We start from the raw sequence: 19,753 nt of genomic DNA on the forward strand, positions 1-19,753 counted from the left end.
CGCTTTTGCCGCATGCAGGGCTTGCCCGCGACACACGCTCCCGCCGGGCCTGCGACACTGCAGTCGGTGCATCCATCGTATCGCTGACCGATAATGATGTGTCGGCATTGGACACCAGTCTTGCCAACTTCGCATGTCTGACGAGAAGAAACTTCCATACGCTTCGTGTGGAAAGGCGGCCCCGTCGTCGGGGAGGTGCCGTCCGCAATTCCCTATGCCCGACCAGATCGAGGGAGCTTTTCCATGCGCATCACCCGTAGGCAGGGCCTTGTCGCAGCCGCCGCGATCCTGGCGGCCCCGAGGGCCACGTTCGGCCAGTCGCGCGACCGGCCGCTGCGTTTCGTCGTCAATGTCGGTCTGCAGAACCTCGACCCGATCGCCAGCCCGTCCTTCGTGACGCGCAACTTCGGCTATCTCGTCTTCGACACGCTGGTCTCGCTCGACGGCAAGGGCGAGTACAAGCCGCAGATGCTGGAGGGCTGGGAGATCAGCGCCGACCGCCTGACCTGGAAGTTCAAGCTGCGCAGCGGCCTTGCCTTCCACGACGGCAACAAGGTGACGTCGGAGGATGTCATCGCCTCGCTGAAGCGCTGGGGCAACCGCGACTCCATCGGCCGTCGCCTGATGGCGGCCACCGGCGAGCTGACGGCTGACGGTCCGGATGCCTTCACGCTGAAGCTGAAACGGCCCTTCGGCGGCGTGCTTGAGGCGCTCGGCAAGCCGTCGGTTCATGTGCCGATGATCATGCCGGCACGCATCGCCAACGCCACCCCGCCAACGCAGCAGGTCTCCGAGATCATCGGCTCCGGTCCTTATGTCTTCCAGCGCAGCGAATGGGTGCCGGGCGACCGCGCTTCCTTCCGCAAGTTCGACAAGTATGTGCCGCGCAGCGAGGCGGCCGACGGCCTCGCCGGCGGCAAGATCGCCAAGATCGAGCGCGTCGAGATGCTGACCATGCCGGACATCGCGCTGCGCTATGCCGCGCTGACGCGCGGCGAGGTCGACTATCTCGAATATGCGCCGGTGGATCTCATTCCGCGCATGCGTCGCGACCGCAACCTCACCTTCGCCCAGGCGAGCGGCCGCGCCAACCTCATGTATGCGGTCTCGATCAACCACTTCCAGGCGCCAATGGACAACGTGCTCGTCCGCCGGGCCATCCAGCAGTGCCTCGACCGCGGTGAGGTGCTGGCCGGCGCCGGCTTCGGCGGCGATCTCGGCAAGCCCGACTGCACCTCCATGTTCATGTGCGGCGCGCCGTTCGAGAACACGGGCGGCAGCGGCAGCATCGCCAATCCGAGCATCGACAAGGCCAAGGCCCTGCTGGCCGAGGCCGGCTACAAGAACGAGAAGATCGTCGTCCTGCATCCGCTCGACAGCCCGCTGCTCAATCCCTTCGGCGCGGTGCTGATCGACCGGATGAAGCGCGCCGGGTTCAATGTCGATGTCCAGGGGCTTGAATGGTCGGCCATCGCCCAGCGCTGGGTGCAGAAGAACCCGCTGGAGCAGGGCGGATGGAGCGTCATCCCGGTGGTCTACACCGGTTTCGACATGTCCGATCCGCTGTCCAACCTCGGCGTCGGCTTCAACTGCACCGGCAACCAGCCCTGGGGCTATTGCGTGCAGCCGATGGTGCCGGCGATCGAGCGCTTCGAGGCGGAGAGCGATCCGGCCAAGCGCAAGGTGATCGCCGAGGAGATCCAGAAGTTCGCGCTGGAAAACGCGACCTTCCCCATCGCCGGCCAGTTCCAGAGCCCGGCGGTGTGGCGCAGCGAGCTCGAGGGCGTCATCGACTTCGGCTTCCCGGTGATCTGGAACATCGAGCGCAAGGCCTGATTGGGGCGCGTCCTTGCGGGGGAGGCGGCTTCGGTCGCCTCCACCCGACCACCGTCTCAGGCCGGCACGATGTGGACGATGCGGTAGCCGTCGCTCGCCATCGCATGCAGCAGGTCCGGCAGCATCGCCGCAGTCTGCGGGCGGGTGTCGTGAAACAGCAGGATGCCGCCGCGCGTCTGGCGTAGCCGTCGCGTGACCAGCGCCAGTTGGGCGTCGGGCGCCATATCGTTCCAGTCGCTCGCCCACAGGTCGCAGCCGAAGACGCCGATGCCGCGGGCGGCGAGCGCCTGGTTCAGCGCAGCGGAATCGCCGAAGCCCGGATAGCGGAAGAACGGCGTGCGGGGCCGGCCGGCATAGCGGCCATAGAGCGCGCGATCGACGGCGGCGAAGCCCGCCTCCATGTCGGCTTCGGCCTCGGCTTGTGGAAGCTGCGCCAGCGTCATCGGATGGGTCATCGAGTGATGACCGACCGTATGGCCCGCCGCGAGCACCCGGCGTGCGAGGGCAGGGTGGGCCGCGGCCTGGCGCCCGATCATGAAGAAGGTCGCCCGCACGCAGTTCTCGGCGAGGGTCGTGAGGATGGGTTCCGTGGTGCCGGGATGCGGTCCGTCGTCGAAAGTCAGCACCACCTCGCCGGGGCTGAGCGGCAGGGTACGCGGGTAGCTCTTGCGGCCGACGCGCAGGCCGTTGCCTGTCGCCACGGGCAGGACCCGCGCCGTGCCGAGGCGGCCCCCGCCACATGTCGCGGCGAGGGCCGGGGCAGCGAGCAGCGGCATGGCGAGCGCGCCGAGAAGGGTTCGACGGGTCGCAGTGCAGGCACGTTTCATCGTCGCGTCATCCTGTGCTTGCCAAACGCGGGCGGCGCATCCAAGAACGGTGCATCCCCACCCAAGTTCATCCCCTCGCTCCGGGAGGCATCCATGGCCGAAACCACGTCGCCTGCCGCCATGGCGGAAGAATGGCGCGACCGGGACTGGCGCGACGAGGATGGCGAGCTTCTTCCCGCCGTCCTGAAGGTCGTGCTGGCGGCTCTCGCGGTCAATGACGCCGGCAGCCTGAAGGCCCTCGTCTCGGCCGCGCACGAGGCCGACGTCGGCGCGGTGCTGTCGCAGCTCAAGTCCGACGATCGCGGCAAGCTCATCGAGCTCCTGGGCTCCGATTTTGACTTCACCGCCCTGACAGAAGTCGACGAGACGATTCGTGTCGAGATTCTCGAGGACATGGCCCCCGAACAGGTGGCCGAGGGCATCGCCGACCTCGAGACCGACGACGCCGTCTCCATTCTCGAGGGCCTCGACGACGACGACCGGTCGCAGATCCTGGACAGGCTGGCGCCCGGCGACAGCTTCGCCCTGCGCCGGGCCTTCGACTATCCGGTGGGGTCGGCCGGCCGCCTGATGAAGGACGAGTTCATCGCCGTGCCGCCGTTCTGGACGGTCGGGCAGGTGATCGACCATCTGCGCGAATCCGCCGATCTGCCCGACGACTTCACTGAAATCTTCGTCATCGATCCGGCGTTCCACCTGCAGGGGCACATCCGTCTCGACCGCTTGCTGCGCACCAAGCGGCCGGTGACCGTCACCGATATCCTCGAGGAGGAGATGCACACGGTCGGCGCCTCCGAGGACCAGGAGGATGTGGCGCTGCTCTTCGAGCGCTACAACCTGCTCTCGGCGCCCGTGGTGGACGAGGCCAATCGCCTCGTCGGCGTGCTGACCGTCGACGACATCGTCGACGTCATCGAGGAGGAGGCTGACGAGGACATCAAAGCGCTCGGCGGCGTCAAGGCGGACGAGGAGATCTCCGACAGCGTCTGGACCACCGCCAAGAGCCGTTTCCGCTGGCTGCTGATCAATCTCGTCACGGCCTTCCTGGCGACCACCGTGCTGAAATCCTTCGAGCACCAGCTCGAGGCCATGGTCGCGCTCGCCATCCTCGCGCCCATCGTGGCGAGCCAGGGCGGCAGCGCCGCGACGCAGACGATGACGGTGGCCGTGCGTGCGCTCGCAACCCGCGAACTCGGGCCCCGCAATGCCTGGCGTATCGTCCGCCGCGAGGCGATGGTCGGTCTTCTCAACGGCATCGGATTTGCGGTCATCACCGGCACGGTGGCCAGCTTCTGGTTCACCAATGTAGGCATCGGTGCGGTGATCGGGCTCGCCCTGATCTGCAACCTCATGGCGGGATCGCTGGGCGGCGTCCTGGTGCCCCTGGCCCTCGACCGGATGAAGATCGATCCGGCGATCTCGTCCGGTCCTTTCGTCACCACGGTGACGGATGTCATCGGGTTCTTCAGCTTCCTGACCATTGCGACATGGTGGTTCAGGCTGTGAGCGGCATGGCATTCAAGTGTTGGTAACCCCGCCAGGATATCCATCAGCTAGCCGGCTGATGATCGCGCGTCGTCGCGGATCGCTCCCGCGCGCCATCATGCCGCACCGCAAAACCTTATCTTAAGCGTCACCGGCTAGCGTCCCACCGGCAGATCATCCGCCTCATCGGGGAACGCGAATGTCGATGTCGGTGAAGCGTCGCGCGGACGCGGCGTTGAGCGGCCATGTCTGGGCGGTCGGCATCGCCATTGCCGCGACCGGAGGTCTGGCAGCGCTGCTCGGGTCGATCGCCTGGTATCCGGCGCGCCTCGTGTGGGGGGCGGACGGGTCGTGGGTCAGCCAGCTTGCGGTCGCCTCCGTTATCACCGCGGTCCTGGCCCTCGCCCTGCTCGCGCGGTTGCGGCTGGCGCAGCGCGACGTGATCGCCGGAGCGCGTTTCCTGCTGCCACCCGGAATGGACAGCCTGACCGGGCTGGCGAACCGCGCCGCCTTCGGGCGGTCCTTCGACGACGCCCTGGCCGACATCGGCCGCAAGGGAGGCGTTACCCTCCTGCTTCTTGACCTCGACCTCTTCAAGGAGATCAACGACACTTACGGCCATCATGCGGGTGACACGGTGCTGGCGGAAGTGGCGCGCCGGCTCGTGAGCGTGTGCGGCCCGGAGGCTGTCGTCGGCCGTCTGGGCGGTGACGAATTCGCCATTCTGATCCAGGGGGCCCCCGCGGCCACCGATATTGCCGCCGCCTGCCGCATGATCATCGCGTCGATCCGCAAGCCGATCATCTGCGACGGCAACACCTTCGGCGTCGGCGTCTCCATCGGGTTCCTGTCCTCGGAAGAGCGCGGGGTTAGCCGCGATGACCTCATGCGGCGCGCCGACCGGGCGCTCTATGCGGCCAAGGCCAGCGGCAAGAGCTGCGCCGTGGCCTTTCATCCCGACATGGACCGGGACGAATCCCACCGTCGCTACCTCGAGCGGGAACTTCGCGGCGGCATCATCAACGGCGAGATCGACATCGACCTGCAGCCGATCTTTTCCGCCGATGGCCGCCAGATCGAAGGCGCGGAAGCTCTGGCGCGATGGAACCATAGCTATCGCGGCAGGATCATGCCGTCCGAGTTCATTGCGCTGGCGGAGAGCTGCGGGCTCATTCACCAACTGGGTTCCGCGATCCTCCTCAAGGCCTGCCGGGCGGCGGCCCGGTGGGACGGTCCCTTCGTTTCGGTCAATGTCTCGCCGATCCAGATGCGGAGACCGGAATTCGTCGCCGATCTGAAGGCGGTGCTCCAGGAAACCGGGCTTCCTGCCGAACGCCTGACTCTGGAGATTACCGAAGGGGTCATGATCGATGATGCGGAGCACGCTCTCAGGTTGACGCGGGAAATCCGCGCGCTCGGCGTCAAGATCGCGCTCGACGACTTCGGAACAGGGTTCTCCTCGCTCAGCTACCTGCGCAAGTTCGGTCTCGATGCGCTGAAGGTCGATCGCAGTTTCGTTGCCGACCTCGATAGCGGAGCCGAGGCCGCGGCGATCCTCCACTGCGTCGTCAACCTCGGACGCGCCCTGGGGCTCACGGTCGTCGCGGAAGGCGTGGAGACTGCAGAACACGCCCGATTCCTGCGGGCGGCCGGCTGTCACCGCATGCAGGGCTACCACTTCAGCGAACCCCTCGGCCTGCAGGCCTTCGAGGCGCGCTTCGGCCTCGACGGCAAGGCGCATGGAATGAGGGCCTTGCGCAGCGCCGTGGCATGACCTCAGGGGTTATCGCGCCCGTCGACGCGCCACGTCAGACTGCCTCGCACCGATCGGAGAGCGAGGAGTTCGCCATGACCGCCTATGCCGTAGCCCACCTGTCGTCCGTCACCATGGGACCGGCCATCGTTGCCTATCTCGAAGCGATCGATGGGACACTCGCCCCCTTCGGCGGGCGCTTCATCATCCATGGCGGCCGTCCAGAGGTTCTCGAAGGCCCCTGGTCGGGGGACCTCATCGCTATCGCCTTTGGCGATCGCGACAGTGCCGCGGCCTGGTACCGCTCGCCGGCCTATCAGGCGATCCTGCCCCTGCGCCGCGACCATTCGGTGGGCGCGTGCTTCCTGATCGACGGTGTCGACGACACCCACCGCGCAACCGATATCCTCGTGCAAGCCGGGGGATGAGGCGTCTGTCCGGCGCTTTGTGTCCTCGACAGCACCGCCGGCGTCGGGCAGGGTCGCGCCTTCATTCTGCCCTCCACGGACCCCTGCCATGACCGACGTCCTGCCCCTCGATCCCGCCATCAAGTCCAGGCTCGAGGCCATCACCACCGCGACACTGACGACGGTGTTGCTCAAGAAGGGTCTGCGGAAGATCTGGATGGCTGGTACGCAGCCGTTCTCGCATGCCGGCAAGCGCACGGTCGGGCGGGCGTTCACGCTGCGCTTCGTGCCCGCGCGCGAGGACCTGGCGACGCCGGCGAGCTGGTCCCACCCGATCTCCACCCGAGGCGCCATCGAGGCGATGCCGGAGGGCGTGATCGCCGTGGTCGACGCCATGGGCTCGAAGGAGGCCGGCATCTTCGGCGACATCCTGTGCGCCCGCATGGCCAAGCGCGGGGTCGCCGCTCTCGTCACCGATGGCGTCGTGCGTGACGCCGACGGCGTGCGCGGCACCGGCCTGCCGGTCTGGTGCTCGGGCGCCGCGGCGCCGGCCTCCGTCGCAGCCCTGACCTTCATCAACTGGCAGGAGCCGATCGGCTGCGGCGGCGTCGCCGTCTTCCCGAACGACATCGTCGTCTGCGACGGCGACGGCGCCGTGCTGATCCCGCAGGACCTGGTCGAGGCGGTTCTGGACGCCGCCGAGGCGCAGGAGCACCTTGAGGGCTGGCTGATGGGCGAGATCGAGAAGGGCGTGCCGCTGCCCGGCCTCTATCCGCCGAACGCCGAGACCAAGGCCCGTTACGAAACCGAAACCGGCCGTAAAGCATAAGGATGGAAGCGGCTGCCATTTCGCAGCCGCAATCCTTGGCCACATCGGTGACGATGACGCGACGCTCCATCTCCCTCTCCGCCATGGTCCTGATGGGGTTCGCCCTCGCCGGGTGCGGCAGCGTGCCGACCGCCGACATCAGTGCGCCGCAGACGGGCGACCATCCCTTCCCGACGCTGACCCACACCGTGGGCCACCACGTCCACCCGGTGCACGGCATCGATGTGTCCAAGTACCAGGGGCAGATCGACTGGGAGCAGGTGAGGGCGGCCGGCGTTGCCTTCGCCTTCATCAAGGCCACTGAAGGCGGCGACCGGCTCGACAGCCGCTTCCGCGAGAACTGGGAAGCCTCGCGCCGGGCCGGCGTGCCGCGCGGCGCCTATCACTTCACCTACTGGTGCCGGCCGATGGCCGACCAGATCGCCTGGTTCAAGCGCAACGTCCCCGTCGAGCCGGATGCTCTGCCGCCGGTGCTGGACGTCGAATGGAATTTCCAGTCGCCGACCTGCCCGCGCCGCGTTCCCGTGGCGCTGGCGCAGGCGAAGATGCGCGAGTTCCTGCACGCCATGGAGCGGCACTACGGCAAGAAGCCGATCATCTATGCCGACATCAAGTTCCACCGCGAGGTCCTCGCCGGCAACGAGTTCGCCGAATACCCGTTCTGGGTCCGCTCGGTGGCGGCTGTGCCGCACGAGCGCTATCCGGGCCGGCGCTGGGCCTTCTGGCAGATCACCGCGACGGGCCGCGTCGCCGGCATCAATACGCCGGTGGACCGCAATGTCTTCGCCGGCACGCGCCAGCAGTGGCAGCAGATCGCCCAGACCGGCTTTCGTCATCGCGGCCAGCCGGTGACGGCGGTGGCCTCCGCCGCGCCGGCCGCGCCCGCTCCTGCTCAGGCCGGCGTGCCGTCGCAGGCTCTCGCACTCGCCGCCGCCGAGACGACCCCGACGCAGGTGCCGACCGCGACCACCAGCGTGCCCGCCGCGGCGGTTCCGCCGGCCGACACGCCGGCCATGACCTCGGCGCCGCTGCCGGCGTCGCGTCCGCGGTTCTGAACGGGTTTCGACTTTGGCATGGGCGCCTTCCAGGGGCGTCCAGGAGTTCCCTGCATTGCCGCCGGAGGCGGTCGGGCATGGCCGGCAGATTCGGCGACAAAGAAAAAGACCGCCCGAATGGGCGGCCTTTCCTGCCTGCAACCGAGCGGCTTCAGTAGCGGGCGACGACGGCCGAGGGCCCCGTCGAGAAGCGGTAGTTGAAGCCCACCATGCCGAGATGGACACGGGTCGCCATGGGCGAGTCGTTGTTGATGACGATGGTGTTGCCCTTTGAGCCGAGGTCCGTGTAGCGGTACTCGGCGAACAGCGACCAGTTCGAAGCAAAGCGGTATTCCGCGCCGACACCGGCCGTCCAGCCAACCATGGTCCGGTTGACGGCGAAGGAGCCGCCGTTCAGGCCGCTGATGTCGAGGAAGGCATAACGGCGCTGGCCGATGGCCAGGCCAGCGGTGCCGTAGAGAAGAAGATCGGGTGTCGCCAGGAAGCCGATGCGGCCGCGGACGCTCCCCATCGTCCGGAGCCAGGTCTCCTGTTCAGAGCCGAGCCCGGTATTGGTCCGCAATCCGATGTTGCCGAACGATACATCGGCGACAACGCCGGCAACAAGGCGATCGACCTGCCAGTCGAAGCCGGCCTGCACACCCCCGAACACGCCTTTGCCGCCGAGCTGCAGGATCCCGCCGGCGCCATTGACCCATCCGAGCGGGTTGGCGACGTTCCAGCCGCCACCATAGCCGACGTGCCCACCGGCATAGAACCCGGTCCAGGACGGAGCGGTCGCGACGATCGCCGCTGCTACCGGTCCCCTGGCGACGCCCAAATCCGCCGCATGCGCTGCCCCTGCCATTGCAATTGCGGCAATGCCGCCAAAGAGAATCGACTTCATGTGCTGTGTTTGCCCTTGCGAATGCGCGGCAGACAAGACCCACCTCAGGTTTCTGAATTGTGTCGGGAATGGGGCGACGGCGCCGTTCTCATGCGATGTTGTATGTCCGCAACAGCGCATATGGCTTCAGGCTTCCCGTCGCGGCGCAGGCGATGGGGACCGTTCAGACCCATCGCCTGACGCGGGCTGCATAGGCCTGCCACTGTTCCCCGAAACGGGCGGCGAGATGCGCTTCCTCGCGGACGATGGCGAAATGCGTCATGGCGAGGAGGAAGACCACGCCCGCAACCCAATAGGCCAGCGAGCCCTCGACGCCGCCGAGGCCGGCTATGAGCAGAAGCTCTCCCAGATAGATCGGATTGCGCGACCAGGCGAAAGGTCCGGCCGTGACGAGCCGCGTGGCGGCGTGGTGCGGCAGGATGGCGGTCCCAGCCCGCGACAGGGTCGAGGAGGCCCAGAGGATGAGCGCGAGGCCTGCGCCGAGGCCGAGAGCGCCGACGAGCTTGGCGAGGCCAGGGAGGGGCAGCGCGACGGGGGCCAGGGCGTTCAGCCCGTATCCCAGCGCCAGCGATGCGACGAAGATGAGCGGCGGCAGCGGATAGCGGTTCGGCCGGTCGGCGCGGGACGTCTCGGGTGTTTCCGTCATGGTCTCTCCCTGCCGCACGGCCGATCATGACAGCCCGCCGCGCCGCTTCTATAACCGGTCGACCCCTGAGGACCCAAGGCCGACACCGTCAAGGACAGAGCCATGCTGAGGAACGCACCGCGCCCCTTCGACTTCGACCTCGGCGAGACCGCCGACATGCTGCGCGACACGGTGTTCTCATTCGCGCAGGCCGAGATCGCCCCGCGCGCCGCCGAGATCGACAAGACCGACCAGTTCCCCATGGACCTCTGGCAGAAGTTCGGGAACCTCGGCCTCCTCGGCATGACCGTGCCGGAGGAGGATGGCGGCACCGGGCTCGGCTATCTCGAGCACTGCATCGCGATGGAAGAAATCTCGCGGGCCTCCGCCTCCGTCGGGCTCTCCTATGGCGCCCATTCCAATCTCTGCGTCAACCAGTTGCGCAAGAACGGCAATGCCGAGCAGAAGAAGCGCTACCTGCCGAAGCTGATGAGCGGCGAGCATGTCGGCGCGCTGGCCATGTCCGAACCGGGCGCCGGTTCCGACGTCGTCTCGATGAAGCTGAAGGCCGAGAAGAAGGGCGACCGCTACGTCCTCAACGGCACCAAGATGTGGATCACCAACGGCCCCGATGCCGACGTGCTCGTCGTCTATGCCAAGACCGATCCGGCGGCCGGCGCGCGCGGCATGACGGCCTTCCTCATCGAGAAGAGCTTCAAGGGCTTCTCCTGCGCCCAGAAGCTCGACAAGCTCGGCATGCGCGGCTCGCACACCGGCGAACTCGTCTTCGAGGATTGCGAGGTGCCGGAGGAGAACGTGCTCGGCCAGGTCGGCAAGGGCGTCAACGTCCTCATGAGCGGCCTCGACTACGAGCGCGCCGTGCTCTCCGCCGGCCCGCTCGGCATCATGCAGGCCTGCATGGACGTGGTCATGCCCTATATCCACGAGAGGAAGCAGTTCGGCCAGGCCATCGGCGAGTTCCAGCTGGTGCAGGGCAAGATCGCCGACATGTATGTGTCGATGAACGCCGCGCGCGCCTATGTCTACGCGGTGGCAAAGGCCTGCGACCGCGGCCAGACGACGCGCGAGGACGCCGCCGGCGCCATCCTCTATGCGGCGGAGAACGCCACGAAGATGGCGCTGGACGCCATCCAGCTGCTGGGCGGCAACGGCTACATCAACGATTATCCGACCGGCCGCCTGTTGCGCGACGCCAAGCTCTACGAGATCGGCGCGGGAACGAGCGAGATCCGCCGCATGCTGATCGGGCGCGAGCTGTTCAACAAGACGATGTGACGGGGGCGGGCGGTGGCCGTCACGCTCAAGCCGCTTACGCCTGATCTCTGGCCGGCGCTGGAAGACCTGTTCGGTCCCAACGGCGCCCATGGCGGCTGCTGGTGCATGTACTGGCGCATTCCGGGACCGCGTCGGAACTGGGCCGACGCCTGTGGCGAGCCGAACCGCGATGCCTTCGAGGCCGTTGTCGAGCGCGGACCTCCGCCTGGTCTGATCGCTTTCGACGGAGAGCGGCCCGTCGGCTGGGTCGCGGTCGACCCCCGGCGTCTCTATCCACGGTTCAATGCGGCGCGGACATCCGCTCCTGTCGGGGCCGGCGGCAGCGACGACGCAGGCGTCTGGGTCATCAACTGTTTCTTCGTCCGGTCCGGAGCGCGGGGCGGCGGCCTGATGCGTGTGCTGATCGACGGCGCTGCCGCCTTCGCGCGACAGAACGGAGCGCGGTGCCTCGAGGCCTGTCCGATCGAGGCGACGCGCAAGCTCGTCTGGGGCGAGGGCTATGTCGGTATCGGCACGACCTTTCGCGCCGCCGGCTTCCGCGAGGTCGCGAAACGGACGCAAACGCGCCCCCTCATGCGGCTCGACCTCTCCCCCGGAAGTCCCGCGTGACCGTGTTCAACACCCTCTTCTTCTACCTCTCCAAGATCATCTGGTGGTTCGCCGCCCCGTCGAACGTGATGATCGGCCTGACGGTGCTGGGAGGGCTGCTGCTCTTCACGCGCTGGAGTCGGGGAGGGCGGCGTCTGGTCGTGCTGGGTGCCCTCGGCCTTGCCGTCTGCGCCTTCTCGCCGCTCGGCGTCTGGCTGGCGCGGCCGCTGGAGGACCGCTTTCCGGTGCAATCGCAGGAGATGCCACCGCCGACCGGCATCCTCGTCCTCGGCGGCTCCATCGACCAGCTGACGACGGCGGCCCGCGGCGGACAGGTGACGCTGACGGCGGCTCCCGGCCGGCTGACCGAAGCGGTCGCGCTCGCCCGCCGCTATCCGGAGGCCCGCCTCGTCTTCACCGGCGGGTCGGCGGCGCTGCTGCGCGCCAACGCCATCGACGAGGCCCGCTCCGCCGCCAAGCTTTTCACTGAGCTCGGCATTCCCACCGACCGCATCACGCTGGAGCGCGAGAGCCGCAACACCTACGAGAATGCCGTGCTGACCAAAGCCCTCGTCCAGCCGAAGCCCGGCGAGCGCTGGCTGCTCGTCACGTCCGCGTGGCACATGCCGCGCTCGGTCGGAATCTTCCGGCGGGCCGGGTGGGAGGTGATCGCCTATCCCACCGATTTCGAGACGCGCGGCACGGAGCGGGAACTCTGGCGGCCGATCCTGCCGGGAAGCCGCGGGCTCGACCTCGTCGACCGCATGGCGCGGGAGTGGCTCGGCCTTCTCGCCTACCGGGTCGGCGGCAGGACGGACGCGCTGTTCCCGGCGCCCTGACGGCCTATTCCTCGCGTGGAATGGTGAGGCGGTAGACGCCGCGGAAGTCGGCGGGATCGACCGGCTTGCCCTTGCGCAGGATGATCAGCCGGCCCTCGATCGCCAGCCGCACGGCGGCGCGGCGCACCGGCTGCATCAGGCTGTGCCAGTCGACGCCGCGGGCGACCGCCACCTGCTTGGCCGGTTCGGACGGATCGATGGACTTCTCGGGACCGCGGGCCCGCGCCAGCGACAGGATGGCTTCTTCGAGATCGGATTCGCTCATTCGCCCCTCATGCACCGATGGCGGCAGGGTGTCGAGCCTCGGTCAGATCACCGACTGACGGCTTTCCGAATAGAACTGCCGGCGGTAGAGCACGGCGAAGACGGCGGTGGTCGCGACCACGAAGACGATGGGGCCGGCGAACCAGCCGAGATAGCCGAGGGCGAAGAAGAAGGCGCGCTGGCCGCGGTTGAAGTGCGCGGCGGCGATGGAGTTCATGCGCGCCGCGCGATCGGCCATGGCCTTCGCCTCGTCGGAGGTGCGACGCTCGCCCTCGGGCGTCGCACCGATCAGGATGGCGCAGTAGTTGAACAGCCGATAGGCCCAGCCGAACTTGAAGAAGGCATAGACGAAGATCACCAGGAGCCCGGCGAGCTTGATCTCCCATTGCTGGCGCGATCCGGCATGGCCGAAGGACAGCGACTGCACCACCTCCACGGCCCGGTCGGAGGCGTTCATGAGGCCGAGGCAGGCGCCGACCGCCAGCAGCGACGTCGAGGCGAAGAAGGACGAGCCCTGCTGCAGGGTCATGTTGATCTGGGTGTCGACGATGCGGTTGGGGCGCACCAGCATCTCCGCCATCCAGCGCTGGCGATATTCGGTCATGGTGGCGGTGAGGCCGCGCTTGCGCCCGCCCCATATCTCCACCAGCCAGGCATAGGCGGCCCAGGCGATGGCGAAGTAGGCGAAGGCGAGACCGTCGAGGAGCGTCAATCCGAACATGGACCATCGGTAGCAAGCCATGTGCCGCGGCGTCCACCCGTCTGCCGTCCGGCGGGTGGTTCAATCCGCGCCCCTGATGCTAGGCTCGCCGCAACCCATCGGAGGAACCCATGCCGCAGACGATCACCAGGGGCTACAAGGCCCTGTTGGAAGAGGCCAATGCCGCCGTCGAGACCCTGACGGTGGAGGACGCCAAGGCGCTGCACGGCCGCGACGACGTCGTCCTCGTGGACCTGCGCGACCCGCGCGAGCTGGAGCGGGACGGCAAGGTGCCCGGCGCCTTCCACTGCCCGCGCGGCATGCTGGAGTTCTGGATCGACCCGGAAAGCCCCTATGCCAAGCCACAGTTCCAGCAGGACAAGAAGTTCGTCTTCTTCTGCGCCGGAGGCCTGCGCTCGGCGCTCGCGGCGAAGACGGCGGTCGACATGGGCCTGAAGCCTGTCGCCCATATCGAGGGTGGCTTCGGGGCCTGGAAGAAGACCGGCGGCCCGGTCGAGGAATGGGTGCCGAAGCACAAGGCCTGACCGATCAGCGCAGCGAATGAGCCGATCACGGCAATTCGCTGGATCGGGTCGCACCCGACGGACATCGTGGCGTCTCGCACGGGAGGCGCCTCATGAAACTCGTCATCGGCAACAAGGCCTATTCGTCCTGGTCGTTCCGGCCTTGGGTTCTCATGCGGATGCTGGACCTTCCCTTCGAAGAGGTGCTGGTCCCGCTCTATCGCGACGGCTCGGCGGAGCGCATTCGTGCGCTCTCGCCCGGCGGCAAGGTTCCCGCGCTGATCGATGGCGACATCGTCGTCTGGGAGAGCCTCGCGATCATCGAACATCTTGCCGACCGTTTCCCCGGCCGGGTCTGGCCTGAGGAGGCCGCGGCGCGCGCCCACGCCCGCTCGCTGTCGACCGAGATGCATGCCGGTTTTGCGGCGCTGCGCAGCCGCTGCCCGATGAACATGCGCCGGGCGCCGAAGGCCGTCGTGCTCGGGCCGGAGACGGAGGCCAATGTCGCGCGCATCGTCGCGGGCTGGGCCGAGGCGCGCAGCCGCTTCGGTGGGGGAGGCGCCTTCCTCTACGGAGCCTTCTCGGGGGCCGACGCCATGTATGCGCCCGTGGTGTCGCGGTTCCACTCCTACGCGGTGGAGGTGCCGGCGGTGGCCCGCGCCTATATGGACGCGGTCATGGCGCTGCCGGCCTGGCGGGAGTGGAAAGAGGCGGCCGACGCCGAGCCCTGGCACCTGGCCGACAGCGACGAGGTGACCTGACCTCCGCCTCTCCGCCCGGATGACAGGCCCGGCGGGCCGCGCTAACCAAGGCGTCCCGCATCCCTCGCAGGAGCCGTGACGCCTTGGCCATCCTGAAATCCGCCTTCAACGCCGCCGCCCCCGAGGCGAAAGCCAATGCCGAATCCTGGCGGGCGATCATCGCCGACCTCCAGGCCAGGCGCGCGGAAGCCGCGCTCGGCGGCAACGAGAAGTCGCGCCAGCGCCATGTCGCTCGCGGCAAGCTGCTGCCGCGCGACCGCGTCATGGGCCTGCTCGATCCCGGCTCGCCCTTCCTCGAACTGTCGCAGCTCGCCGCCAACGGCATGTATGGCGAGCCGATCCACGGCGCGGGCGTCATCACCGGCGTCGGCCGGGTCGAGGGCCGCGAGGTGATGATCGTCGCCAATGATTCCACCATCAAGGGCGGCACCTACTACCCGATGACGGTGAAGAAGCACCTGAGGGCGCAGGAGATCGCCCTGCAGAACAGGCTGCCCTGCGTCTATCTCGTCGATTCCGGCGGCGCCAACCTCCCGCACCAGACCGAGGTCTTCCCCGACCGCGAGCACTTCGGCCGCATCTTCTACAATCAGGCCAACCTCTCCGCCGCGCGCATCCCGCAGATCGCCGTGGTCATGGGCTCCTGCACGGCCGGTGGCGCCTATGTGCCGGCCATGTCCGACGAGACGGTGATCGTGCGCAGGCAGGGCACCATCTTCCTCGGCGGCCCACCGCTGGTGCGCGCCGCCACCGGCGAGATCGTCACGGCGGAAGATCTCGGCGGCGCCGACGTCCATGCCCGCCAGTCCGGCGTCGCCGACCACTATGCCGTCGACGACACCCATGCGCTGGCGATCGCCCGGCGCATCGTCGCCAATCTCAATTCGGTGAAGTCCGTCGACATCGCGCTCGCCGAGCCGCGCGAGCCGAAATACGACCCTGTCGAGCTGGAAGCGCTGGTCCCGACAAACCTCAAGACGCAGTACGACATCCGCGAGATCATCGCCCGGCTGGTGGACGCTTCCGAGTTCGACGAGTTCAAGGCGCTCTACGGCACCACCCTCGTCACGGGGTTCGCGCGCCTGCACGGCATGCCGGTCGGCATCATCGGCAACAACGGCATCCTCTTCTCCGAAAGCGCCCAGAAGGGCGCGCATTTCATCGAGCTGTGCTGCCAGCGGCGCATTCCGCTCCTGTTCCTGCAGAACATCACCGGCTTTATGGTCGGCCGTCAGTTCGAGGCTGGCGGCATCGCCAAGGACGGGGCGAAGCTTGTCACCGCGGTCGCCTGCGCCCAGGTGCCGAAGATCACGCTGCTGGTCGGCGGCTCCTACGGCGCCGGCAATTACGGCATGTGCGGGCGGGCCTATTCGCCGCGCTTTCTGTTCACCTGGCCGAACAGCCGCATCTCGGTGATGGGCGGCGAGCAGGCGGCGAGCGTGCTGGCGACCGTGAAGCGCGAGAACTTCGAGGCCGAGGGCAAGGACTGGAGCCTGGACGAGGAAGAGGCCTTCAAGGCGCCGATCCGGGCCAATTACGAGGCCGAGGGCCATCCCTACTACGCCACGGCGCGCCTCTGGGACGACGGCATCATCCTGCCGTCGGAGACGCGGCGCGTGCTGTCGCTGGCGCTGTCGGCCTGCCTCAACGCGCCGGTGCCGGAGACGCGCTTCGGCGTGTTCCGGATGTGAGGTGGCCCGACAACGTGGGTGTTGCACGACGCAAGTGCGTCCTTCGAGGCTCGCCCTGCAGGCGAGCACCTCAGGATGAGGAGGGTGGTGCGCGGCATCAGCGTTCTCAACGGCCCGGCCGTAGCGTCTTGGCCTGACGCAGGTCTCTCATCCCCCCTCATCCTGAGGTGCGAGCGACAGCGAGCCTCGAAGGACGCACTTGAGAAATGCAGCGCAGCCGCTCGCCTGGTCCCCTCGGAGCCGTCTAGTCTCTTCCCGACAAGGGCCGGCGAACGGCCCGCATGAGGGACGAAACGCATGAGCACCCATCAACCCGCCGCGCTCGTCACCGGCGGCTCCCGCGGCATCGGGGCCGCCATCGTGCGGAGGCTGCTCGCGCGCGGTCTTCCGGTGGTCATTCTCGACCGCGAGGCCCCGGCAGAGGCCTCAGCCGCGCGTTTCGTTCAATGCGACCTGACCGACCTCGCGGCCACGCAGGCAGCGCTTGCCCGCATCGCGGAGGAGAGCGCCATCCTTTGGCTCGTCAACAATGCCGGCATCGCCGCTCCCGCGACGCTGGAGGAAACCACCATCGAAGACTTCGACAGGGTGGTCGCCATCAACCTGCGCGCCTGCATCCTCGCCGCGCAGGCGGCGCTCCCGGCCATGAAGGCGGCGGGCAAGGGGCGCATCGTCACGATTTCCAGCCGCGCCGCGCTCGGCAAGGAGCTGCGCACCGCCTATTCCGCCACCAAGGCAGGGGTGATCGGCCTCACCCGAACCTGGGCGCTGGAGCTCGCGCCGCACGGCATCACCGTCAACGCCATCGGCCCGGGGCCGATCGAGACGGAGCTGTTCAAGTCCGCCAATCCGCACAACTCGCCGCGCACCCAGGCGATCATCCGCGGCGTGCCGGTGCAGCGGCTCGGCCAGCCCGAGGATATCGCCCACGCCGCCGATTTCTTCCTGTCGGACGGCGCGAGCTTCGTGACCGGGCAGGTGCTCTATGTCTGCGGCGGCATGACGGTGGGCGTGGCGCCGATTTGACATGCTACAACCTTAAGTGTGTTGTAACGGCTATCTGCAGATTGAGAGATCAAGAAGAAATTGCCCCACAAATGGATCAAGACAGCGTCCGATTGGCTGTTTGAGCCATTCGTCCTGTTTATTTTGGGGGCTGTCGCTTACTGCGTTGGATACGTTTCATATTACGATTTTGGGCTTGCCAGTCTTTTTGGATTTTTTGATCTTCTTATGGTGGACATTGCGGGGTTGTTCAATGTAATGGCGAGTTTGTATTTTTTTCTATTTATATTTGCTCTGCGAAATCACGATAAAACAGTATACGAACGAATAAATATCTCTGAGAAATTTTTTAGAAATATCCATTTTGAGTCGCTGCTTTTTTCTTTGGCGTTTATGTTTTTTACTTTTATACTTTTTGCTGTAGTGGTATTTATTGACGTGTCGAATCGCTTGTATCTATTAGTATCATATCTATCAATGTTTCTATTGTTTTCGTGCCCACTCATCTACTTCGCGAGGGCGCTCTCATTCATCGGCAACGTTGGCCGCAAGATCACACTCACGCTGTATATTCGCTGTATATTTATTCCCCTATTTGCTGGTTGGTTCTCAATCATTGGCGCTACAAAGGCGGCTTGGAACGATTTGTCTCGTAGCGAAAGAATAATTATAACAATGTCATCGGGATCGTTATTTGGACGAATGCCGATTTATACGCAGAAAGGTGTTGTTATTCTGGCGGGGGAGACTGCGAGAGAATATTCATTTATTCCTTTCGATTCTATTCAGCGTATCGACCGCTATTCGGCCGTCACCCGGTGAGGCTAACAACTTTTCGGGCTACCCCACCACCGGCCAGGCCTTCTGCGCCGGCCGGAGCTTTTCCAGCGCCGCACAGAGGCGGATGACGCCGATGTCGTCGAAGCGGTGGCCGGTGACCTGCACCCCGATGGGGAAGCCGGTCCTGTCGTAGCTCCAGTTGACGCTCGCCGCCGGCTGCTCGGAGAAGTTCTGCGCCACCGTGAAGGGGATGTGGTCGAGCGCGCGGTGCGGGTCGTCGGTCGGCGAATGGGCCTCCGCCGCATAGTTCACCGGGCAGGTGCAGGGCGAGATGAGGACATCGAAGGGGGCGAGGGCCTTGGTCGCCGCCTCGCGCATGGCCTGCACGGCGAGGAAGCCGCTCATCACGTCCTCGCCGGTGAATTTGCGCGCCCGCCAGGTCGCCCACTCGATGATGTAGGGCAGGATCTTCTTCTTCTCGGCGGCCTTGAGCTTCGCCACGTCGCCATAGGAGCGCGCCTCGAGGAAGCGGCAGATGCCGTCCAGCATGGCGTGGGTGAGGTAGCCCTCGACCGGCGTGACGATGGCACCCTCGGCGGCGAGCGCCTTCGCTGCGGCCTTCACCGCCCGGACGATGGCGGGATCGACCGGCAGTCCCGCCTGCATGGCGGTGATGACGCCGACCTTCAAACCCTTCAGCGACAGGCTGTTCAGCCCCTTCGCGTGATCGCGACCGTCGTGGGGGAGGCTCGCATAGTCGCGCGGATCGGGCCGGGAGATGACGTTCATCAGCAGCGCGCCGTCCTCCACCGACCGCGTCATCGGGCCCGCGACGCGGCCGAGGAAGGGCGGGTGGATCGGCACGCGGCCATAGGAGGGCTTCAGCCCGAACAGCCCGCAATGGGCGGCCGGCAGGCGGATCGAGCCGCCGATGTCGGTGCCGATGTGCAGGGGACCGTAGCCGGCGGCCGCCGCCGCACCCGCGCCGGAGGAGGAGCCGGCGGGGTTCTTCGTGAGGTCCCAGGGGTTGCGGGTGATGCCGTGGAGCGAGGAGAGCCCGGAGGACATCATGCCGAAGTCCGGCATGGTGGTCTTGCCGAGGATGACGCAGCCGGCTTCCCGGAGTCGGGCCGGCACCGGCGTGTCCTCCGCCCGCGGCGTCATGTCGGCGATCGGCACGCCGATGGGCGCCGGGTCGCCCTTCGTGCCGATGTTCTCCTTGATGGTGACCGGCACCCCGTCGAGGGCCGAGAGCGGCGCGCCTTTGGCCCAGCGCTTCTCGGCCGCCTTGGCGGCCTTCAGCGCCGCCTCGGAGGAGACGATGTACATGGCGTTGATAGCGGGCTCGCAGGCCTCGATGCGGGCGAGCACCGCGCGGGTGACCTCGACCGGCGAGAGCTTCCGCGCCTTGTAGGCCTTCGACAGGGCGGCGGCGGAGAGGTCGGCGAGATCGGTCATGGTCGGCTCCGGACGGCTGGCGATCCTTGTCCCGCCGCCGCGCGATCTGCGCAAGGGATGGCGGGGGAACCCAAGCCATGCATCGTCGTCGCTCCTTCGGCATGCTGGCATCGGCGCGCGAACAGGCTACATTCTCCGCCCCTC

The 19,753-nt window shown here is 67.0% G+C and carries 20 protein-coding genes; 14 read left to right on the forward strand and 6 right to left on the reverse strand.

The window, feature by feature from the left end; translation table 11 throughout:
* Positions 1-243: 243 nt before the first annotated feature.
* A complete protein-coding gene (locus tag ACJ4V0_RS11405; protein WP_448299698.1) occupies positions 244-1,836 on the forward strand; it encodes an ABC transporter substrate-binding protein in 1,593 nt (530 codons plus the stop codon).
* Between the two features lie 56 nt (positions 1,837-1,892).
* Here ACJ4V0_RS11405 and ACJ4V0_RS11410 read toward each other — a convergent pair whose 3' ends face one another.
* Entirely contained in the window at positions 1,893-2,663 is a 771-nt protein-coding gene (locus tag ACJ4V0_RS11410) for a polysaccharide deacetylase family protein (RefSeq protein ID WP_448299699.1), read from the reverse strand.
* A gap of 93 nt (positions 2,664-2,756) precedes the next feature.
* Here ACJ4V0_RS11410 and mgtE point away from each other — a divergent pair, with 93 nt between their 5' ends.
* From mgtE to ACJ4V0_RS11435, 5 genes are all read left to right on the forward strand, one after another.
* Positions 2,757-4,169, forward strand: coding sequence for a magnesium transporter (gene mgtE, locus ACJ4V0_RS11415; protein ID WP_448299700.1), 1,413 nt, complete (start codon positions 2,757-2,759; stop codon positions 4,167-4,169).
* A gap of 178 nt (positions 4,170-4,347) precedes the next feature.
* On the forward strand, positions 4,348-5,922 hold the full coding sequence (locus ACJ4V0_RS11420) for a putative bifunctional diguanylate cyclase/phosphodiesterase (protein ID WP_448299701.1): 1,575 nt from the start codon (positions 4,348-4,350) through the stop codon (positions 5,920-5,922).
* Between the two features lie 74 nt (positions 5,923-5,996).
* Complete coding sequence (locus tag ACJ4V0_RS11425; RefSeq protein WP_448299702.1) at positions 5,997-6,329, forward strand: DUF1330 domain-containing protein; 333 nt, start codon at positions 5,997-5,999, stop codon at positions 6,327-6,329.
* Between the two features lie 100 nt (positions 6,330-6,429).
* Positions 6,430-7,137, forward strand: a complete 708-nt coding sequence (locus ACJ4V0_RS11430; RefSeq protein ID WP_448299788.1) for a ribonuclease activity regulator RraA — start codon at positions 6,430-6,432, stop codon at positions 7,135-7,137.
* Positions 7,138-7,190: 53 nt separating this feature from the next.
* Complete coding sequence (locus tag ACJ4V0_RS11435; RefSeq protein WP_448299703.1) at positions 7,191-8,192, forward strand: glycoside hydrolase family 25 protein; 1,002 nt, start codon at positions 7,191-7,193, stop codon at positions 8,190-8,192.
* A 151-nt stretch (positions 8,193-8,343) separates the two neighbouring features.
* On the opposite strand, the gene ACJ4V0_RS11440 is transcribed toward ACJ4V0_RS11435, so the two are convergent.
* Entirely contained in the window at positions 8,344-9,078 is a 735-nt protein-coding gene (locus ACJ4V0_RS11440; protein WP_448299704.1) for an outer membrane protein, read from the reverse strand.
* Positions 9,079-9,241: 163 nt separating this feature from the next.
* Positions 9,242-9,724 (reverse strand): methyltransferase family protein, encoded by a 483-nt coding sequence (locus ACJ4V0_RS11445; RefSeq protein WP_448299705.1) that lies wholly within the window; start codon positions 9,722-9,724, stop codon positions 9,242-9,244.
* Positions 9,725-9,826: 102 nt separating this feature from the next.
* On the opposite strand from ACJ4V0_RS11445, the gene ACJ4V0_RS11450 reads away from it, so the two are divergent.
* Genes ACJ4V0_RS11450 through ACJ4V0_RS11460 form a run of 3 tightly spaced genes read left to right on the forward strand, consistent with a single transcriptional unit; the run spans position 9,827 to position 12,426 of the window.
* Positions 9,827-10,999: an isovaleryl-CoA dehydrogenase gene (locus ACJ4V0_RS11450; RefSeq protein WP_448299706.1), complete on the forward strand. Its 1,173-nt coding sequence runs from the start codon at positions 9,827-9,829 to the stop codon at positions 10,997-10,999.
* Between the two features lie 12 nt (positions 11,000-11,011).
* Positions 11,012-11,608: a GNAT family N-acetyltransferase gene (locus tag ACJ4V0_RS11455; protein ID WP_448299707.1), complete on the forward strand. Its 597-nt coding sequence runs from the start codon at positions 11,012-11,014 to the stop codon at positions 11,606-11,608.
* Positions 11,605-12,426 (forward strand): YdcF family protein, encoded by an 822-nt coding sequence (locus ACJ4V0_RS11460; RefSeq protein WP_448299708.1) that lies wholly within the window; start codon positions 11,605-11,607, stop codon positions 12,424-12,426. The genes ACJ4V0_RS11455 and ACJ4V0_RS11460 overlap by 4 nt, the downstream gene beginning before the upstream one ends.
* 4 nt (positions 12,427-12,430) lie before the next feature.
* Here ACJ4V0_RS11460 and ACJ4V0_RS11465 read toward each other — a convergent pair whose 3' ends face one another.
* Both ACJ4V0_RS11465 and ACJ4V0_RS11470 read right to left on the reverse strand, forming a co-directional pair.
* Positions 12,431-12,691, reverse strand: coding sequence for a DUF3253 domain-containing protein (locus tag ACJ4V0_RS11465; RefSeq protein WP_448299709.1), 261 nt, complete (start codon positions 12,689-12,691; stop codon positions 12,431-12,433).
* 42 nt (positions 12,692-12,733) lie between these two features.
* Positions 12,734-13,411, reverse strand: a complete 678-nt coding sequence (locus ACJ4V0_RS11470; RefSeq protein ID WP_448299710.1) for a DUF599 domain-containing protein — start codon at positions 13,409-13,411, stop codon at positions 12,734-12,736.
* Between the two features lie 110 nt (positions 13,412-13,521).
* Here ACJ4V0_RS11470 and ACJ4V0_RS11475 point away from each other — a divergent pair, with 110 nt between their 5' ends.
* The 5 genes from ACJ4V0_RS11475 to ACJ4V0_RS11495 all read left to right on the forward strand — a co-directional run bounded on the left by ACJ4V0_RS11475 (position 13,522) and on the right by ACJ4V0_RS11495 (position 18,193).
* Positions 13,522-13,935 (forward strand): rhodanese-like domain-containing protein, encoded by a 414-nt coding sequence (locus tag ACJ4V0_RS11475; RefSeq protein WP_448299711.1) that lies wholly within the window; start codon positions 13,522-13,524, stop codon positions 13,933-13,935.
* A 92-nt stretch (positions 13,936-14,027) separates the two neighbouring features.
* A complete protein-coding gene (locus ACJ4V0_RS11480) occupies positions 14,028-14,675 on the forward strand; it encodes a glutathione S-transferase family protein (RefSeq protein WP_448299712.1) in 648 nt (215 codons plus the stop codon).
* Positions 14,676-14,758: 83 nt separating this feature from the next.
* A complete protein-coding gene (locus tag ACJ4V0_RS11485; protein ID WP_448299713.1) occupies positions 14,759-16,366 on the forward strand; it encodes a carboxyl transferase domain-containing protein in 1,608 nt (535 codons plus the stop codon).
* A gap of 297 nt (positions 16,367-16,663) precedes the next feature.
* Positions 16,664-17,392: an SDR family NAD(P)-dependent oxidoreductase gene (locus ACJ4V0_RS11490; protein WP_448299714.1), complete on the forward strand. Its 729-nt coding sequence runs from the start codon at positions 16,664-16,666 to the stop codon at positions 17,390-17,392.
* Positions 17,393-17,452: 60 nt separating this feature from the next.
* Entirely contained in the window at positions 17,453-18,193 is a 741-nt protein-coding gene (locus ACJ4V0_RS11495; protein ID WP_448299715.1) for a hypothetical protein, read from the forward strand.
* Positions 18,194-18,211: 18 nt separating this feature from the next.
* On the opposite strand, the gene ACJ4V0_RS11500 is transcribed toward ACJ4V0_RS11495, so the two are convergent.
* The gene (locus tag ACJ4V0_RS11500; RefSeq protein WP_448299716.1) at positions 18,212-19,609 is read right to left on the reverse strand and encodes an amidase; all 1,398 of its coding nucleotides are present in this window, start codon (positions 19,607-19,609) and stop codon (positions 18,212-18,214) included.
* Positions 19,610-19,753 lie beyond the last annotated feature (144 nt).

This window comes from Phreatobacter aquiterrae, from assembly GCF_053471285.1.

Coding starts and splice junctions, on each gene's coding strand:
- ACJ4V0_RS11405 (WP_448299698.1), top strand. CDS start 244: ATGCGCATCACCCGTAGGCAGGGCCTTGTCGCAGCCGCCGCGATCCTG.
- ACJ4V0_RS11410 (WP_448299699.1), bottom strand. CDS start 2,663: ATGAAACGTGCCTGCACTGCGACCCGTCGAACCCTTCTCGGCGCGCTC.
- mgtE (WP_448299700.1), top strand. CDS start 2,757: ATGGCCGAAACCACGTCGCCTGCCGCCATGGCGGAAGAATGGCGCGAC.
- ACJ4V0_RS11420 (WP_448299701.1), top strand. CDS start 4,348: ATGTCGATGTCGGTGAAGCGTCGCGCGGACGCGGCGTTGAGCGGCCAT.
- ACJ4V0_RS11425 (WP_448299702.1), top strand. CDS start 5,997: ATGACCGCCTATGCCGTAGCCCACCTGTCGTCCGTCACCATGGGACCG.
- ACJ4V0_RS11435 (WP_448299703.1), top strand. CDS start 7,191: ATGACGCGACGCTCCATCTCCCTCTCCGCCATGGTCCTGATGGGGTTC.
- ACJ4V0_RS11440 (WP_448299704.1), bottom strand. CDS start 9,078: ATGAAGTCGATTCTCTTTGGCGGCATTGCCGCAATTGCAATGGCAGGG.
- ACJ4V0_RS11445 (WP_448299705.1), bottom strand. CDS start 9,724: ATGACGGAAACACCCGAGACGTCCCGCGCCGACCGGCCGAACCGCTAT.
- ACJ4V0_RS11450 (WP_448299706.1), top strand. CDS start 9,827: ATGCTGAGGAACGCACCGCGCCCCTTCGACTTCGACCTCGGCGAGACC.
- ACJ4V0_RS11465 (WP_448299709.1), bottom strand. CDS start 12,691: ATGAGCGAATCCGATCTCGAAGAAGCCATCCTGTCGCTGGCGCGGGCC.
- ACJ4V0_RS11470 (WP_448299710.1), bottom strand. CDS start 13,411: ATGTTCGGATTGACGCTCCTCGACGGTCTCGCCTTCGCCTACTTCGCC.
- ACJ4V0_RS11475 (WP_448299711.1), top strand. CDS start 13,522: ATGCCGCAGACGATCACCAGGGGCTACAAGGCCCTGTTGGAAGAGGCC.
- ACJ4V0_RS11480 (WP_448299712.1), top strand. CDS start 14,028: ATGAAACTCGTCATCGGCAACAAGGCCTATTCGTCCTGGTCGTTCCGG.
- ACJ4V0_RS11490 (WP_448299714.1), top strand. CDS start 16,664: ATGAGCACCCATCAACCCGCCGCGCTCGTCACCGGCGGCTCCCGCGGC.
- ACJ4V0_RS11500 (WP_448299716.1), bottom strand. CDS start 19,609: ATGACCGATCTCGCCGACCTCTCCGCCGCCGCCCTGTCGAAGGCCTAC.